Origin of the sequence: Cryomorpha ignava, assembly GCF_010686655.1 — a bacterium.
Taxonomy (GTDB): domain Bacteria; phylum Bacteroidota; class Bacteroidia; order Flavobacteriales_D; family Cryomorphaceae; genus Cryomorpha; species Cryomorpha ignava.
In genome coordinates, this window is sequence record NZ_JAAGVY010000010.1 from 96307 (window position 1) to 111964 (window position 15658).

At 40.0% G+C, this 15658-nt stretch carries 16 protein-coding genes; 7 read left to right on the plus strand and 9 right to left on the minus strand.

Annotated features, from left to right (window positions below; genetic code table 11):
• Positions 1–20: 20 nt before the first annotated feature.
• Entirely contained in the window at positions 21–491 is a 471-nt protein-coding gene (locus G3O08_RS07650) for a GNAT family N-acetyltransferase (RefSeq protein ID WP_163284529.1), read from the minus strand.
• 94 nt (positions 492–585) lie between these two features.
• Positions 586–972, minus strand: coding sequence for a hypothetical protein (locus G3O08_RS07655; RefSeq protein WP_163284531.1), 387 nt, complete (start codon positions 970–972; stop codon positions 586–588).
• Between the two features lie 217 nt (positions 973–1189).
• Here G3O08_RS07655 and G3O08_RS07660 point away from each other — a divergent pair, with 217 nt between their 5' ends.
• From G3O08_RS07660 to ppk1, 3 genes are all read left to right on the plus strand, one after another.
• Positions 1190–1585 (plus strand): response regulator, encoded by a 396-nt coding sequence (locus tag G3O08_RS07660; RefSeq protein WP_163284533.1) that lies wholly within the window; start codon positions 1190–1192, stop codon positions 1583–1585.
• A gap of 84 nt (positions 1586–1669) precedes the next feature.
• Positions 1670–2509 (plus strand): glycerophosphodiester phosphodiesterase, encoded by an 840-nt coding sequence (locus G3O08_RS07665; protein ID WP_239541057.1) that lies wholly within the window; start codon positions 1670–1672, stop codon positions 2507–2509.
• A 22-nt stretch (positions 2510–2531) separates the two neighbouring features.
• The gene (gene ppk1 / locus G3O08_RS07670; RefSeq protein WP_163284535.1) at positions 2532–4604 is read left to right on the plus strand and encodes a polyphosphate kinase 1; all 2073 of its coding nucleotides are present in this window, start codon (positions 2532–2534) and stop codon (positions 4602–4604) included.
• A gap of 59 nt (positions 4605–4663) precedes the next feature.
• On the opposite strand, the gene G3O08_RS07675 is transcribed toward ppk1, so the two are convergent.
• Positions 4664–5419 carry an ABC transporter ATP-binding protein gene (locus G3O08_RS07675; protein ID WP_163284537.1) on the minus strand — a complete coding sequence of 252 codons (756 nt, stop codon included), beginning with the start codon at positions 5417–5419 and terminating at the stop codon, positions 4664–4666.
• The gene (locus G3O08_RS07680; protein WP_163284539.1) at positions 5416–6159 is read right to left on the minus strand and encodes an MlaE family ABC transporter permease; all 744 of its coding nucleotides are present in this window, start codon (positions 6157–6159) and stop codon (positions 5416–5418) included. Before G3O08_RS07680 ends, G3O08_RS07675 begins: the two co-directional genes overlap by 4 nt.
• 205 nt (positions 6160–6364) lie before the next feature.
• Between G3O08_RS07680 and G3O08_RS07685 the strand changes: the two genes are divergently transcribed.
• From G3O08_RS07685 to G3O08_RS07695, 3 genes are read left to right on the plus strand one after another with little or no spacing between them, the layout of a single operon-like run.
• Entirely contained in the window at positions 6365–7045 is a 681-nt protein-coding gene (locus G3O08_RS07685; RefSeq protein WP_163284541.1) for a SprT family zinc-dependent metalloprotease, read from the plus strand.
• A 38-nt stretch (positions 7046–7083) separates the two neighbouring features.
• On the plus strand, positions 7084–8370 hold the full coding sequence (locus G3O08_RS07690) for a pyridoxal phosphate-dependent aminotransferase (RefSeq protein ID WP_239541059.1): 1287 nt from the start codon (positions 7084–7086) through the stop codon (positions 8368–8370).
• Positions 8371–8373: 3 nt separating this feature from the next.
• Positions 8374–9465, plus strand: a complete 1092-nt coding sequence (locus G3O08_RS07695) for a mannose-1-phosphate guanylyltransferase (protein ID WP_163284543.1) — start codon at positions 8374–8376, stop codon at positions 9463–9465.
• Between the two features lie 113 nt (positions 9466–9578).
• On the opposite strand, the gene fumC is transcribed toward G3O08_RS07695, so the two are convergent.
• The 5 genes from fumC to G3O08_RS07720 all read right to left on the minus strand — a co-directional run bounded on the left by fumC (position 9579) and on the right by G3O08_RS07720 (position 13754).
• On the minus strand, positions 9579–10970 hold the full coding sequence (gene fumC, locus G3O08_RS07700; RefSeq protein ID WP_163284545.1) for a class II fumarate hydratase: 1392 nt from the start codon (positions 10968–10970) through the stop codon (positions 9579–9581).
• Between the two features lie 6 nt (positions 10971–10976).
• Positions 10977–11327, minus strand: coding sequence for an arsenate reductase (glutaredoxin) (gene arsC / locus G3O08_RS07705; protein WP_163284547.1), 351 nt, complete (start codon positions 11325–11327; stop codon positions 10977–10979).
• Positions 11328–11418: 91 nt separating this feature from the next.
• Positions 11419–12508, minus strand: a protein-coding gene (gene prfB / locus G3O08_RS07710; RefSeq protein ID WP_163284549.1) for a peptide chain release factor 2 whose coding sequence is annotated in 2 segments (ribosomal slippage) — positions 11419–12444 and positions 12446–12508 — 1089 coding nt in all. Because the reading frame shifts where the segments join, the coding sequence is not laid out codon by codon here.
• Positions 12509–12572: 64 nt separating this feature from the next.
• On the minus strand, positions 12573–13040 hold the full coding sequence (locus G3O08_RS07715; protein WP_163284551.1) for a regulatory protein RecX: 468 nt from the start codon (positions 13038–13040) through the stop codon (positions 12573–12575).
• Complete coding sequence (locus G3O08_RS07720; protein ID WP_163284553.1) at positions 13041–13754, minus strand: RDD family protein; 714 nt, start codon at positions 13752–13754, stop codon at positions 13041–13043.
• A gap of 39 nt (positions 13755–13793) precedes the next feature.
• Here G3O08_RS07720 and G3O08_RS07725 point away from each other — a divergent pair, with 39 nt between their 5' ends.
• Complete coding sequence (locus G3O08_RS07725; protein ID WP_163284555.1) at positions 13794–15641, plus strand: stage II sporulation protein M; 1848 nt, start codon at positions 13794–13796, stop codon at positions 15639–15641.
• Positions 15642–15658 lie beyond the last annotated feature (17 nt).

The following is a 15658-nucleotide window of genomic DNA, read 5'->3' on the forward strand; positions in this document are numbered from 1 at the left end:
AGATTTCTGAATCTTTCAGTTTACTTTTTAAACCGCATTTCGAGATATTTATTTGTGAAGCCAAGTCGCTCGTAAAGTTTTTTTGCCGGATTATCTGCTTCTACGTGGAGCGCAATATCACCTTTCGCCAGATCAATGGTTTGATCCATAAGTTGTTTGCCGATTCCCATTCCGCGCACTGCGCCATCTACCGCAATGTACACCAGTATATTTTCGGGAATATATCCGGTCATACCAGTTTGATTTATGACTACGGCTCCGACAATTTCACCTTTGAGCCTTCCTATTACTACAAATCCACCTTTTCCTTTATGGCTACTGCAGGCATAATCTATCGCCATTTGAATGTGAGGCTTGGGATCGCCGTATTTTTCCAAATGTTTAAAAAGAAAATCTACAACCTCTTTTTCTTGAAGAAAAGTTGGAGTATTTATTGAGTTTAAATAAGTAATTTCAATTTTCGGCTTTGTATCCGATTTAATTTCTGACATCCTTTATTGTTTTTGACTTCCGGCTTATTATAAAAGTTTTGATCTGATCATTCTAAATTTGGAATACTCCAGAACCATACTCCACAAAGAGTAACTACCTCGTAATCCTTATGAGACCGGGTTCGATATCCATATGCGCTACACGTTCATTTACCTCATCTACTGTGTCGCTATAAACGATTAAGTAAAACCTACCCTTCTTGCGTTTAGCATATTCGTCAAATACCTTCCACTTCTCAACTTTAGTATCCCAATCTGTCATAGCCTGCTCATCAAGAATTTCAAAAAGATAAGAGCCAAAGTCTTTTTCAGCAATCATATCGGGAGCGAAACCGGGCTCACTCGCTAATCTAAAAACCGCTCTGGGTGCTTTAAAACTTTCGTGCGTAGCTCTAATTTGATGGTAACCCTTAACGCGCAAATAAGCAACAGCGCTATTTATCATTTGCACTCTTTCCTTAGAAACTTTTTGCTTTTTCATGGTTTACCTTTTTTACAAATATAAGCCCAATTGTTCGGCTTGCCAATTAAGACAACATACACAGCCTGATTGCGGGGAGCAATTTTGAAAAAATAACAAAGCTTGTCAAAGAATTGTTCCAAATCAAGATGTTTTCATTCGCATTACAAAATCATAAAATGTGATGCACAATTACTTAATATTAGGAATCGACATTTGTATATATATAAAATAGAAAATGAATAAACTTAAAATTGCGGTAATAGACGATATCAGCGATGTTTTGGAACTGGTAGAGTATAATTTGAGAAAAGAGGGTATGGAGGTTGTAACCTATGAGAGCAGCATTACAGCCCTAGATGAAATTGCCAAAAACATTCCCGATTTGGTGATTAGCGACTGGATGATGCCTGAACCCGATGGGCTTGAGCTTTGTCGCCTGCTCAAAAATGACGAGCGCACAAAAAATATTCCACTTATGATGTTAACTTGTAAAGGTGGTATTCACGACTACCGCGAAGCAATTCGTGCAGGAGCTCAAGACTATGTGGTAAAACCCGTGAGAATGGAAGAGCTGATAAGGCGTATAAAACTGCTTGTACCTATTGATCGCGTGAAATACAAATTTGCCTAATTGCTAATTATTCCTCATTTGCAACGTGTTTTCTGTCTATTTTTGGCTTACATTATAATTAATGCCCAAACCAAAAATTCAACATTGGACAGCAATCAAATCGTTCAGAAAAACGCAGATTTTCAAGGTCATAGAGGCTGTCGCGGCCTGATGCCCGAAAATACGATTCCCGGATTTCTTCGTGCGCTCGATTTAGGTGTTACCACCCTCGAAATGGATGTGGTGGTTACCAAAGATCATAGGGTTATCTGTTCGCACGAGCCTTGGTTTTCGCACGACATAGCCCTTGACCCGAGCGGTATTGAGATAAAAGAAGAAAACGAAAAAAATCATAGAATATACGCTATGGATTACACCAACACGCAGAATTACGACGTTGGTTTAAAGCTACACCCGCGATTTCCAGATCAGCAAAAATTACCCGCTCACAAACCACTTCTTGAAGATGTAATTGATAGCGCAGAATACCATGCCGGAGAAAAAAAACGCGAACTGCCTTACTATAACATCGAAACAAAAACGACCCCTGAGGGAGATGGGATTTTTCATCCATCGCCCGAAGTGTTTGTTGACCTTTTATTAGAAATTATTTATGAAAAAGGAATTGCAGAGCGCACTATCATTCAGTCGTTTGATACCCGAACTCTGCAGTACATTCATATAAAACATCCGGATATAAAACTTGCTTTACTTATAGAAAACGATAAAAGCATTGAACATAATATTCAAGCCCTCGGTTTTATACCAGATATTTACAGTCCCGATTTTACTTTGGTAAATGCAAATTTAATCGCATTTTGCCACCGCAAGAAAATAGAAGTTATACCCTGGACAGTAAACGAATTAAGCGATATGAAAGTGCTTATTCTGCTGGGTGTAGATGGACTCATAAGCGATTATCCCGATAGGTTTAAAAGCTTATAATCACTAAATTAGAATCAATTTTATGTCAATAAGTTTAAAAAATCGCACTATAAATCGCGAAATTAGCTGGCTGTCATTTAATAGCCGTGTACTTCAGGAAGCGCAAGATTCAAATGTACCTCTGCTTGAAAGGCTGCGCTTTTTGGGAATCTTTTCGAATAATCTCGATGAGTTTTTCAGAGTTCGCGTAGCTACGATGAAGCGCATTGAAACGGTGAGCAAGAAAAAAGAGCTTATTGGAGACAAAACTGCTCAGGAAGTATTAGACGATATACACGCAGAGGTAATTAGGCAGAAAGAAGTTTTCAGCGAAAGCTATAACCAGATTCTAAAGGAGTTAGAGGCTCACGATATCTATTTTGTAAATGAGACAGAATTAACCGAAGATCAAAAAGTTTATGCTGTTGAATATTACAGAGAGAATGTAGCTCCCCTGCTTATTCCTATTATGCTCAAAAAAGCACCTGAATTTCCATATCTGCGCGATAAGTCGATTTATTTAGGTGTTAAACTAATCTCTAAACGTATTGGTTTTAAAAAACAGTACGCCCTTATTGAGGTGCCTACCGAAGAGCGCCCGCGGTTTATTGTGTTTCCCGAAAAGGAAGGGAAAAGGTACGTCATGTTTATTGATGATGTAATACGCTTTAATCTGGATAAGATTTTTGGGTTATTTGAGTACGAAAACATTGAGGCTTACACCATAAAAATAACGCGTGATGCCGAGCTTGATTTAGATGATGACGTTTCGAAAGGATTTTACGATAGAATGAAAAAAAGCCTTAAGCAGCGCACCACTGGGCAGCCGGTAAGGTTTATTTACGATCAGAATATGCCAAAAGATATTTTAAGATATCTAACTAAAAAACTCGACATAGATGAAGACGATAATATAATAGCTGGTGGACGATACCACAATTCTAAAGATTTTATGAAATTCCCCATTCTCGATCCGAATCTGGAATGGGAAAAGCTTGTGCAAACAGATCATATTCTTTTTTCGAAAAGCAAGAGCATTTTAACCGCTATTGAGAAAAACGACATTCTCTTAAACTATCCCTATCAACACTTTAGAGCCTTTGTATTGTTTTTGCGCGAGGCGGCGATTCACCCTGACGTAAAGGAAATAAAAATCTCACTTTACAGGGTGGCGCGACAGAGCCGAGTAATAAACGCATTGATTTCTGCCGCAAAAAACGGAAAACAGGTTACCGTAATGGTAGAATTGCGCGCACGGTTTGACGAAAGCAATAATCTTGATTACAGTAAAAAGCTGCAGGAAGCCGGTGTAAAGGTTATTTTTGGAATACCCGACATGAAAGTACATTGCAAACTTGCGGTTGTAACCAAAGTTATAGACGGAAAGATAACGTATCACGCTGTGATTGCTACAGGAAATTTTCATGAATATACAGCCAAAGTTTATAGCGATATGGCGCTATTTACAGCGAATCAGGAGATTTGTGAAGAAGCCTTGAAAGTATTTAGTTTTATCGAAAAACCATACCTCAACTTTCGGTTTAAGCATTTGCTCGTAGCGCCTGCTGCCATGCGCAACCAGTACATTCGCAAACTAAACCGGGAGATTAAAAATTCTAAAGAGGGGAAAAAGGCCTATGTATTTTTAAAAATGAACAGTCTGGTAGATGAAACACTGATTCGAAAATTATATCAGGCGAGCCGGAGCGGAGTAAAAATAAGGTTGATTGTTCGTGGAATTTGTGCGCTTATTCCCGGAATAAAGAACCTGAGTGAAAACATTCAAATTCACAGCATTATTGATCGCTTTTTAGAACATGCCCGCGTCTTTATTTTTGCAAATGGTGGCGATGAAGAAATATATATCTCTTCTGCCGACTGGATGGAGCGCAACCTTGACTACCGCGTAGAAGTGAGTTGTGCGATATATGATGAACAAATTCGTTCAGAAATTCGCGACTTTATGGAACTACAATGGGCTGATAATACAAAAGCACGCCTTATTGACGGAAGTCTTGAAAACAATTATGTGGTGCAAAAGCCCAATGCTCCAAAAATTAGAGCACAGGTAGATTTTTATGATGTTATTGAAAGACATCAAAAAGCATTAAAATAATTGAGGGAGTGTTTTAAAAAACTAGCATTTAGCACTATAATTTGTTCTATGTAAATAAATTAAGCTAACTTATCTTTTAGTGTTTTCATAAATTCTGAAGCGTAAACAAAATCGTTAATTTCCTGATTTTTTGTGCTTAAAATTTCTTTGCTCGTACCTTCCCACCAGTTTTCTCCTTTGTAAATAAACATAATATAATCACCGATTTCGATTACAGAATTCATATCGTGCGAAATAACCACCGTAGTAATATCCATTTCTTCGGTAATATCTCTAATTAAGTTGTCAATTACAATGGACGTTTGGGGGTCGAGTCCCGAATTTGGCTCATCACAAAACAGATACTTTGGCTTCATAGAGATTGCGCGGGCAATGGCGATTCTTTTCTGCATACCGCCGCTCGTTTCGGCTGGGTAGAGATCATTCTTCCCGGCAAGATTAACACGCTCCAGGCATTCATTTGCGCGATCTCGCATTTCCGACTTTTTCATGTCAGTAAACATGGTAAGCGGAAACATTATATTCTCTTCTACCGTCATAGAATCAAAAAGAGCACCACCCTGAAAAAGCATTCCGATGTTTTTTCTCACTTCTATCTTTTCATCGAGATCCATCGCAATAAAATCCTGATTGTCATATTCCACTTCACCAGAATCGGGCTTTAACAGACCCACAACGCATTTAGCCAAAACAGACTTACCACTTCCACTTTGCCCAATAATCATATTGACCTTACCGCGCTGAAATTTAACCGATATGTTTTTAAGCACATGATTATCTCCAAATGACTTTGAAAGATTCTTAATTTCTATCAAATCAGTATTAGTTGAGTTAGTATCAAATTGAGAAGAAGAATAAAAACGCTACTGTAAACTACCGCGGCGGTGCTGCTACGTCCTACTTCCAATGCGCTACCTTTCGAAAAATAACCAAAATAGGATGATATGGTGGTTATTACAAAAGCGAAAACAACGGTTTTGATCATGGCATATACAATAGAGAAAGGTTTAAAGTCGTATTGAATACCATAAATATAATCATTCACAGTAACGATTCCGGTGATCCACGAAATCAACATTCCGCCAAAAATGCCCAGAAACATACTGATTATAATCAGAAAAGGAAATATGAATATGGCCGCCAATATTTTAGGCAAGATGAGATAAGCTGCAGAATTCACACCCATAATATCCAGTGCATCAATCTGCTCTGTTACCCGCATAGTTCCAATTTCAGATGCAATATTGCTCCCCACTTTTCCCGCAAGGATGAGCGCAATAATAGTAGGCGAAAACTCAAGAATAATAGATTGCCGTACAGTAAAACCAACAGTATAAGCAGGCAATAGCGGGCTGTCAATATTTGAGGCGGTTTGCAGGGCAATGACTACACCTATAAAAGTAGACATAAGCGATACAATACCGATGGAACTCAATCCGATTTTGTCAATCTCCTGAACAAAATTCTTTCTGTAAATTGAAAATTTTTCAGGTTTTGAAAAAACCCGAAAGATTAACATAGAATAGCGACCGATATGATAATAGATTTCTCCCAATCTCGTTTTTTTGTAAATGTAGCTGTCTTGTTTAAACTAACGAGCCTCTTAAAAATAATTTTTTCACAGTTAGTCTTCGTTTTGTAGTTTTGATGTCTATGAAGTACTTTAAGAAACTCTCTCTTGTCGCTTTTGTTCTGTTTACTCCACTTCTTTTTGGAAGTTGCGCCGTAAATAAAAAGAAAAAATGTGACACCTGCCCAAAATGGAATCGCATGGAGCAGATAGACATCCCTTTTCTGGAAAGAATACCATGAATAGAGAAGCGGCTATTGCACACTGGACCAAGCGACTGGTGCATAAGATGCCTCCGAGCGCGGCTCCACTAATAGCGAGATGGATAGTAGATTTAAAAGTTCATTTTGTTATTTCTAAACCGCGGAAAACCAAGCTGGGAGATTTTATGGCCGCGCACAATGGCAAGCCTCCGCGCATTTCGGTTAATTCTGATTTAAATCCGTATAACTTTCTTATTACCAGCATACATGAGTTTGCTCATCTTGGCTGTTATTTAAAACATGCAAACAAGGTAAATCCGCACGGCAATGAATGGAAAAAAATCTACACCGATATGCTGAAGCCTTTTGTTTCTAAAAGCATATTTCCTGAAGAATTGATTCCGGTTTTGGTCTATCATGTATCAAATCCGCTCGCATCGAGCTGTACTTGTCCCAAACTTTCCAGAGCTCTAGCTCTATACGACAACAATCCCGGTACATTTTTGAGCGATATATCTGCAAAAGTGATCTTTACATTTCATGAAGTAGAATATCTCAAACTCGAAAAGCGCCGAACTCGCTATATCTGCAAGCGTATGAGCGATGGAAAAAAATTCCTCATCTCCGGAAGAGCCCTTGTTGAAACGCCTGAATTAAAACTAACATAGCCCCTTTTTACTACATTTGCAGGGCTTACATCAAAAATATGGATAACACAACTACCGGGATTGAAATGAGAAAGGCGAGCCTGCTGGCTACTGAGCTGAAAGGATCTGAAATAATTAAGCTTGCCGGCGAAATAAAAGACAAGATTAAAGCCGGACAAACCATATACAATTTTACAATTGGTGATTTTGATCCTAAAATATTTCCCATTCCACAGGTTTTGGAAGATGAAATTATCAATGCTTACAAAGCAAAGCAGACTAATTATCCCCCGTCGAATGGAATTTTGGAATTGCGCCAAAGTTTATCTGCATTTATTGAAAAGAAGCAAGGTTTAAAATATTCACCGTTAGAGTTTTTGATTGCAGGAGGCGGACGACCTTTAATTTATGCCGCATTTCAGGCCATTTTAGATCCGGAAGAGAACGCTCTATTTCCTGTGCCGAGCTGGAACAACAATCACTACACTACCTTAAGTCGTGGCAAGCAAGTGTCGGTAGTAGCTTCCGCCAAAAATAACTTTATGCCCTCTGCTGCAGATTTAAAACCGCATATAGCCGATGCGGGAATTATTGCGCTTTGTTCTCCGCTAAATCCTACAGGTACCGTTTTTCCGAAAGAACAATTAAAAGATATTTGCGAATTAGTAATTGCTGAAAATCAACGCAGAGCCGGTATTCGGAAACCGCTTTATGTGATTTACGACCAAATATACTGGCAGCTATGCTTTGGTGATACAAAACACCACGATCCTGTAAGCCTTGTACCCGAAATGCGTGATTACACCATTTATATTGATGGAATAAGTAAAGCGTATGGCGCTACCGGAGTTCGCGTTGGTTGGTCATTTGGGCCGCCAACTATCATAGATAAAATGAAATCTATTTTGGGTCATTTGGGTGCTTGGGCACCTAAGCCTGAACAAGTCGCTACTGCCAAGTTTCTAAATAATGAAGTAGAGGTTGACAAATATCTTCATAATTTTAAAGCTGAACTAAACGATCGCTTACAAGCATTTTACGAAAGCTTTAAAACCATGCACAACGATGGACTTCCGGTTGACGTAATAGCACCACAAGCAGCGATATACCTCACTGTAAAAATAGATTTAGTGGGTCGTAAAACAGACTCTGGTCACGAAATAAAAACAGTACAAGATACCACGGCCTATTTGCTTGACGAAGCCGGAATTGCTCTGGTTCCATTTACAGCATTTGGAGCCGAAGCCGGAAACCCATGGTACAGACTGAGTGTGGGAACCAGTAAAAAGGAAGAAATTAAGCTGGTGACTGATAAACTAAGAAACGCTATAAACAGATTAACTTAAATAATGGACAATAAAAATGTGTATTGTGTAATCATGGCCGGAGGAATCGGCAGCCGGTTCTGGCCCATGAGTCGCACCTCATTTCCAAAACAATTTCACGATATTCTCGGTACGGGAACCACGCTTATTCAACAAACCTTTGAGCGTTTTTTGAATATTTGCCCGAAGGAAAATATTTATATTGTAACAAGCAGTATTTATAAAGACTTGGTTTCAAGCCAATTAGAAGGCATAGACGATGCCAATATTTTACTTGAACCCAGCAGGCGGAATACAGCACCTTGCATAGCCTATGCCGCTCACCGCATACGTAAAGAAAATAAGGACGCGGTAATGATCGTTGCACCTTCAGATCATTTGGTGCTTAAAGAATCTGCATTTAACAAAACGATTGACTGCGCACTAACACAGGCTAAAAATTCAGGAAATCTGGTTACTCTCGGAATAAAACCATCTCGCCCCGATACCGGTTACGGATACATACAGTTTGAAGAAGATCCCGATTCTGATCTCGAGCAAGTAAGAAAAGTAAAAACCTTTACAGAGAAACCCGATATTGAACTTGCCCGTGAATTTATTCACAGTGGTGATTTTTATTGGAATTCGGGAATTTTTATTTGGACAATTGATTCGATTTTAGATGCTTTCGCGAAATACCTCCCGGAAGTGAATGATCTTTTTGTTGATATTGAATCTGCGCTGGGAACAGATAAAGAAGCGGCAGCCATTTCGAAAGTTTACTCTATGAGCGAGAGTATATCAGTAGATTACGGAATTCTTGAAAAAGCTAAAAATGTTAATGTCGTTTTAAGCGATTTTGGCTGGAGCGATTTGGGCACATGGGGTTCACTTTTTACTCAAATTAAAAAGGACAAAGAGCATAATGCCGTAGTAGGCAAAAATGTGGTTTTAAGCAATTGCTCTGACAATATGATTAGTGTACCTGAAGAAAAACTCGTTGTTATTCAAGGCCTTAATGATTTCATATTGGTTGATACAAATGATGTACTACTTGTTTGTCCAAAAGCTGATGAGCAAAAAATAAAGCAGATTGTAAATGATTTGAAAATGAATAAAAACGGACATTTCGTATAGATTAGGATTGATAGTTTTATCACACTTGGCTGTCGCAGATTGACCAACCATCAAATTGATATAAAAAAAGGGCAGAAAATTCTGCCCTTTTTTAATTTTAATCCTCTTCGTTTTTACAAACCGGTCATTTCCATAGGGTTTACCCATTCATCAAACTGCTCTGCCGTGAGGAAACCCAGATTTACGGCTTCTTCTTTTAGGGTAGTTCCATTTTGGTGAGCTGTTTTGGCAATTTTTGCAGACTTATCATAACCGATGTGCGTATTAAGTGCGGTAACGAGCATGAGCGAATTATCTAAATGACGTTTTATCACTTCCCTGTTTGGCTCTATTCCCTGAGCGCAGTGCACATCAAAAGACACACAAGCATCGGCGATTAAAGTAGCCGATTGAAGCACGTTTGCAGCCATTACGGGTTTAAACACGTTAAGCTCATATTGGCCTTGAGCCGCACCAAAACCTATTGTAGAATCGTTTCCAAAAACCTGTGCTGCTACCATAGTAAGCGCCTCGCATTGGGTAGGATTCACTTTTCCGGGCATAATTGAAGATCCAGGTTCATTGGCGGGAATAAGAATTTCGCCTATTCCGCTGCGCGGGCCAGATGCCAGCATCCGAATATCGTTAGCAATTTTATTTAGTGAGATGGCAATTTGTTTCAATGCGCCGTGCGTTTCTACAAGTGCATCGTGCGCGGCAAGTGCCTCAAATTTGTTTTCTGCCGTTATAAAAGGAAGACCTGTAAGATTTGCTATTTCTTCGGCCACATTCACGGCATACCCTTCGGGAGTATTAAGCCCCGTTCCAACAGCGGTGCCACCAAGAGCAAGCTCGCTCAGGTGAGCTAAAGTATTGTTGAGTGCGCGAAGGCCGTGATCTAATTGAGACACATACCCTGAAAACTCCTGACCAAGAGTAAGCGGCGTAGCATCCATCAAGTGCGTTCGTCCAATTTTAACTACATCGAGGTAGGCATTTGACTTGGCCTGTAGGGTGGTTTTAAGCTGAGTAACCCCCGGAATAGTTTGCTCTACTACTTTTTTGTAAATAGCAATATGCATAGCTGTAGGAAAAGTATCGTTGCTCGATTGCGACTTATTTACATCGTCATTTGGATGGATGTATTTATTTTCGTCGCCTAGCTTGCCGCCATTTTTCACGAAGGCACGGTTTGCAATTACTTCATTCACATTCATATTGCTTTGTGTACCCGATCCTGTTTGCCAGATAACCAGTGGGAATTGGTCGTCAAGGTCGCCGGTTAAAATTTCGTCGCATACCGCTGCTATGGCATTTTTCTTTTCCTCGGCAAGTACGCCCAGTTCGAAATTTGTGATGGCAGCAGCTTTCTTCAAGTAGGCAAAACCGTGAATAATTTCTACGGGCATACTCGCGGCGGGGCCGATTTTAAAATTTTCTTTTGAACGCTCTGTTTGGGCTCCCCAATACACATCAGCGGGAACTTTAATCTCGCCCATTGTATCTTTCTCTATTCGGTAATTCATAATTATTTAAAATAATTTGATAACGTTATCGGGTGGGCGACCAATTACACCCGTATTTCCTTTCAGCACAATAGGTCGCTCAATAAGTATTGGATTTTCTACCATAATGTCGATCCATTCGGCATCGGTGAAACTCATATTTTTGAATTGGTTTTTGTAAATCTGTTCACCGGTTCTTAATATGTCTTTCGGTTTTAAATGCAGCTTTGTCAAAATCTTTTTTAGCTCCTTTGCAGTTGGCGTATCTTTAAGATACTCAATAATAGTCGGTTCCACGCCATTATCGCGCAAGATTTGCAAAGTTTGCCGACTCTTGCTGCATCGCGGATTGTGATAAATCTGGTATTCTTCTGGCATATTATCGTTTGATCGTGCCGTTAGCACGTCATTTTATGTGTCCAAATTAACACCTCTTTTGTGCAAATTGGCAGTATTCATATTCTAAAAATCAGGACTTTCCATGTTCCATTAAGTAGGCCTTCAGAAACTCGTCAATATCTCCATTCAGCACATCGTCCACAGCCGAAGTTTCCATTCCCGTTCTTACATCTTTCACCATTTGGTACGGCTGCAATACGTAATTTCTAATCTGCGAGCCCCACTCTATTTTCTTCTTTCCAGCTTCTATCTCACTTCGCGCTTCAAGCTTTTTATTCATTTCTATTTCGTAAAGCTGAGATTTTAAAAGCTGCATGGCTTTTTCCTTGTTGCCAAGCTGCGAGCGCGATTCAGTATTTTCTATGACAATACCTGTAGGCTTGTGGTGCAATCTTACTCCAGTTTCCACCTTGTTTACATTCTGTCCACCGGCTCCGCCAGATCTAAAAGTATCCCATGATATCTCAGACGGATTGATATCAATCTCTATCGTGTCGTCAACAAGCGGATATACATAGACTGACACAAATGAGGTGTGCCGTTTGGCATTTGAGTCAAACGGGCTAATGCGTACAAGGCGGTGCACGCCATTTTCGCCTTTGAGATAGCCAAAGCCAAACTCGCCGTCAAATTCAAGCGTTACGGTTTTTACTCCTGCTACATCACCTTCTTGCATATCGAGCTCTTTTACCTTCATGCCCGATTTCTCGCCCCACATAATGTACATGCGCATAAGCATCGATGCCCAGTCGCAACTCTCTGTACCTCCTGCACCTGCAGTTATTTGCATCACCGCACTTAGCGCATCCTCCTCAGATGACAACATATTTTTAAATTCCAGATCATCAAGTGCCTTCTCTGCAATTTTATATTGTTCCATCACATCAGATTCGTCTGCTTCACCCTCCTTATAGAAGTCGAATAGAACCCGTAAATCTTCAAGTTGTGTTTTTACATCAGCAAAAGCATCCGTCCAAATCTTTTTATTTCGGATTTGTTTAACCACTTTTTCCGCTTCCTTTGGTCTGTCCCAAAAGCTTGGATTAAGCGTATGCTTCTCTTCTTCAGCTATTTCAATAAGTTTACCGGAGATGTCAAAGATACCCCCTTAACGCTTCCAGGCGCCCGACAAAGTCGTTGAGTTGTTCTGCTTTTATCATGGCGCAAAAGTAGGAAGAATTACTGATTGTTTGATGTCGTGATTTGCCAATGTTATAGAAGTATTTAGAAGTCTCCCATCACTTTTTGAACATCTTCGTAAGAATAGCCTTTGCCCAATGCAAACCGAATTAACTTCTGGTTTAATTCCCAGTCTGAATTGGCTTTTACAAAATTCCGTTTTTTTTCTATAATTTCTTTTAACGTTCCCAGATAGTCTTCGTCATCTAATTCTTGGTTTGCCAGTGCAATGCTGTATTTGCTTACTTTTTTTCGCTTTAGCTCCATTTCAATTTTCTTCCAGCCCCATTTCTTTATCCGGAATTTGCCTCTGGCGAAAGCTCTGGCAAAGCGTTCTTCATTTAAGTAATTATCAGAAATAAGCTCCACAATAATCTGGTCTATTTCATCGCTGTAAACACCCCAGCTATAAAGCTTTTTTGCCACGTCAGAATGTGCGCGCTCTTGCAAATCGCACCATTTGCGAATGCGATCGCGGGTTTCGAAAGGCGGATATTTTCTTTCCTCGCCCATTTAGCTCCGCGTAAGTACGATATAATCTCTTAAAACCGTTTTGAGAAAATCAAACTTATTGTCGGGTACCTTTTTAATACCCAAAACATCTGCACAACGCTGCGCCGCCACCTCTATTAAATTTTTATGAGCCGTATTGTGGTACGTACTATACCGATCTAAAACCGATTTTAGTGTTAGCATTTCATCTTCGCTAAAGCGATATGCATCAGTGTATTGTGGCTCATATCTCGAACGATCTTCTATACGTAAAATATCATTTAGCGAAAGCTCCATCTCGCTGGTCAGGCTAACTACCAGCGTATTGCTCAAGATACCGCCCAATCGCTGTCCTCTGCCGGTTGTGCTGATAAAAATAACCGCGAGTGACCCCACTGTAAAATAAATATCGATAAGCCTGAACGACCATCTGATTAGAAAATCCAGAACGGTTGGCTCCTTTCCATTTACATTTACAACCCGGGTGCGCATGGCTCTTTTTCCGAAAGTCTGTCCATTCATAGTCATCTCCGATACAGGTGTATAGAAAATGAAGACAATTGGTAAAAAATAGACGAAATAGGCATCGATTGAAAGCAAAAAAATCGCCAAAAGACCTGTGGCAGCAGCGATAATAATTATATCTATCAGGAAGGCCAAAATGCGGTGACTTAGAGGTGCGACTTGAAAGTCAATTAAAATATTTTGTGCTGTTCGAATACTTATTTTCTTCATCTCTATAAATTAAATACTTTAGCAGTTCTTGTAAACGCTATGCGCGAGAAAGATTTCGTAGAACAAAATAAAGAAAATTGGAGTCGGTTTGAACGATTAATTTCGGGAGAAGTGAAATCGAACCCAGACGAGCTGAGTGAATTGTACAATCAAATCACCAGTGACTTGTCGTATGCACGTACGTATTATAACAAGCGAAGCATCAGGGTTTACCTCAACCAGCTTGCTAAAACGGTTTATTTGGGCTTGTACAAACACCGCCGCGGCCGCTGGAAAAGTTTCGCCTCTTTTTGGACAGACAGTCTTCCGCTTGCGCTATATCGTGCACGAAAAGAACTGAATGTTTCGCTCTTGTTTTTTCTCGCATCTATGATGATTGGGGTATTATCGAGCGTGCATGAGCCTGATTTTGCTCAGGTAATTCTCGGCGAGCGGTATGTAAATATGACCGAAGACAATATTAAAAACGGCGAACCGATGGCTGTTTACGAATCTTCGGGCGAGATTGATATGTTCTTTTCTATTACCTACAATAATTTGCTCGTCGCCTTCCGAACTTATATTCTAGGAGCATTTTTTGGTGTAGGCACACTTATTATTCTGCTTTACAATGGCATAATGGTAGGTACCTTTCAGTATTTTTTTATTGAAAGATCGCTTTTTCAAGAAAGCTTTTTAACCATCTGGATGCACGGCGCTCTCGAAATATCTGCTATTGTAATAGCTGGGGGCGCAGGATTGACCATTGGGAGGGGAATTTTATTTCCGGGTACTTTGCCGCGGTTACAGTCCTTTCAGATTGGTGCCAGGCGATCTATTAAAATTATGCTCGGCCTTATTCCTGTATTTATGGTCGCCGCATTTATTGAAGGCTTTTTCACCAGACTCACAGAGCTTCCAGATTTTTTTAGAGCCGCATTTATTATCCTCTGCTTTGCCTTTATCGCCCTCTATTTTTGGTGGTATCCCTGGCGTAAATTTCACAATGCCAATGTATTGCCCTACGATACTGATCAACTTATTCCTGAGTTGGAGCAACCTCTCGACATTCGAATCTTGCGCAAAACGCGCGAAATTTTTACCGCTTCTTTCGTGGTCTTCAGAAAATTATTCTTTAAACTGCTCATTGCCGCGGTGGGATTGTCTTTTCTCTACACTGCTGTGTTTTGGGCGCTGGGTGGAAGCCAGGAAACCGATAAGATAGCTTTTGACTCCTTTTCGCTGTATAATCTCTATCAGTTTCACAGTTATAACCGCTTTCCGCAAATATTCTTTCCCAACCTCATTCTTGTTTCTGCGGTGCTTTGGCTTAGTTTTTTGGCATTTAAAAAAAGTATGGCAGACAAGCTGGGCGATCGACTCGCGGTTAATTTTACGCTATTTTTAAAAATCGCTTTTATTGTCGCACTCTTTGAGTTAACCCTCCTTTCGGGAAATGCACTGGCAGCATCGCTCGGAATAATCGCTATTCCATTTTTGAGCTTTTGGATGACCGTTTCAGCCATTGAAGGAAGCTCACTTCCAAAAGCGTTTAGCAGAATGCTCGCCCTTTTGAACGGCACAAAGCGGCATATTTTTATCACTTTCGCATCGCTTGCCCTGATATCGGTATTACTGATATTTTTACTCGACTCTCCATTTACCTGGTTTTATGTAGAAATCATTCAATGGAATATTGAAGCCGACGCTTATATCAAGCAGCAACTCGCCATGTTGTCTTTGCTTTTTATCAATCAACTTGGATTGGCGCTAGTTATTCCCCTTATTTTATCGGGTCAAATTATGGAATACTTCTCGGCGGTAGAGGCGCGTGAGGCAGAAGAGCTGGCTGAAAGAGTGATGCAAATAGGCGTAAAACGCAGTGCTTATGGTATGGAGCGTGAGTAGTATTCTTTTCCATATCG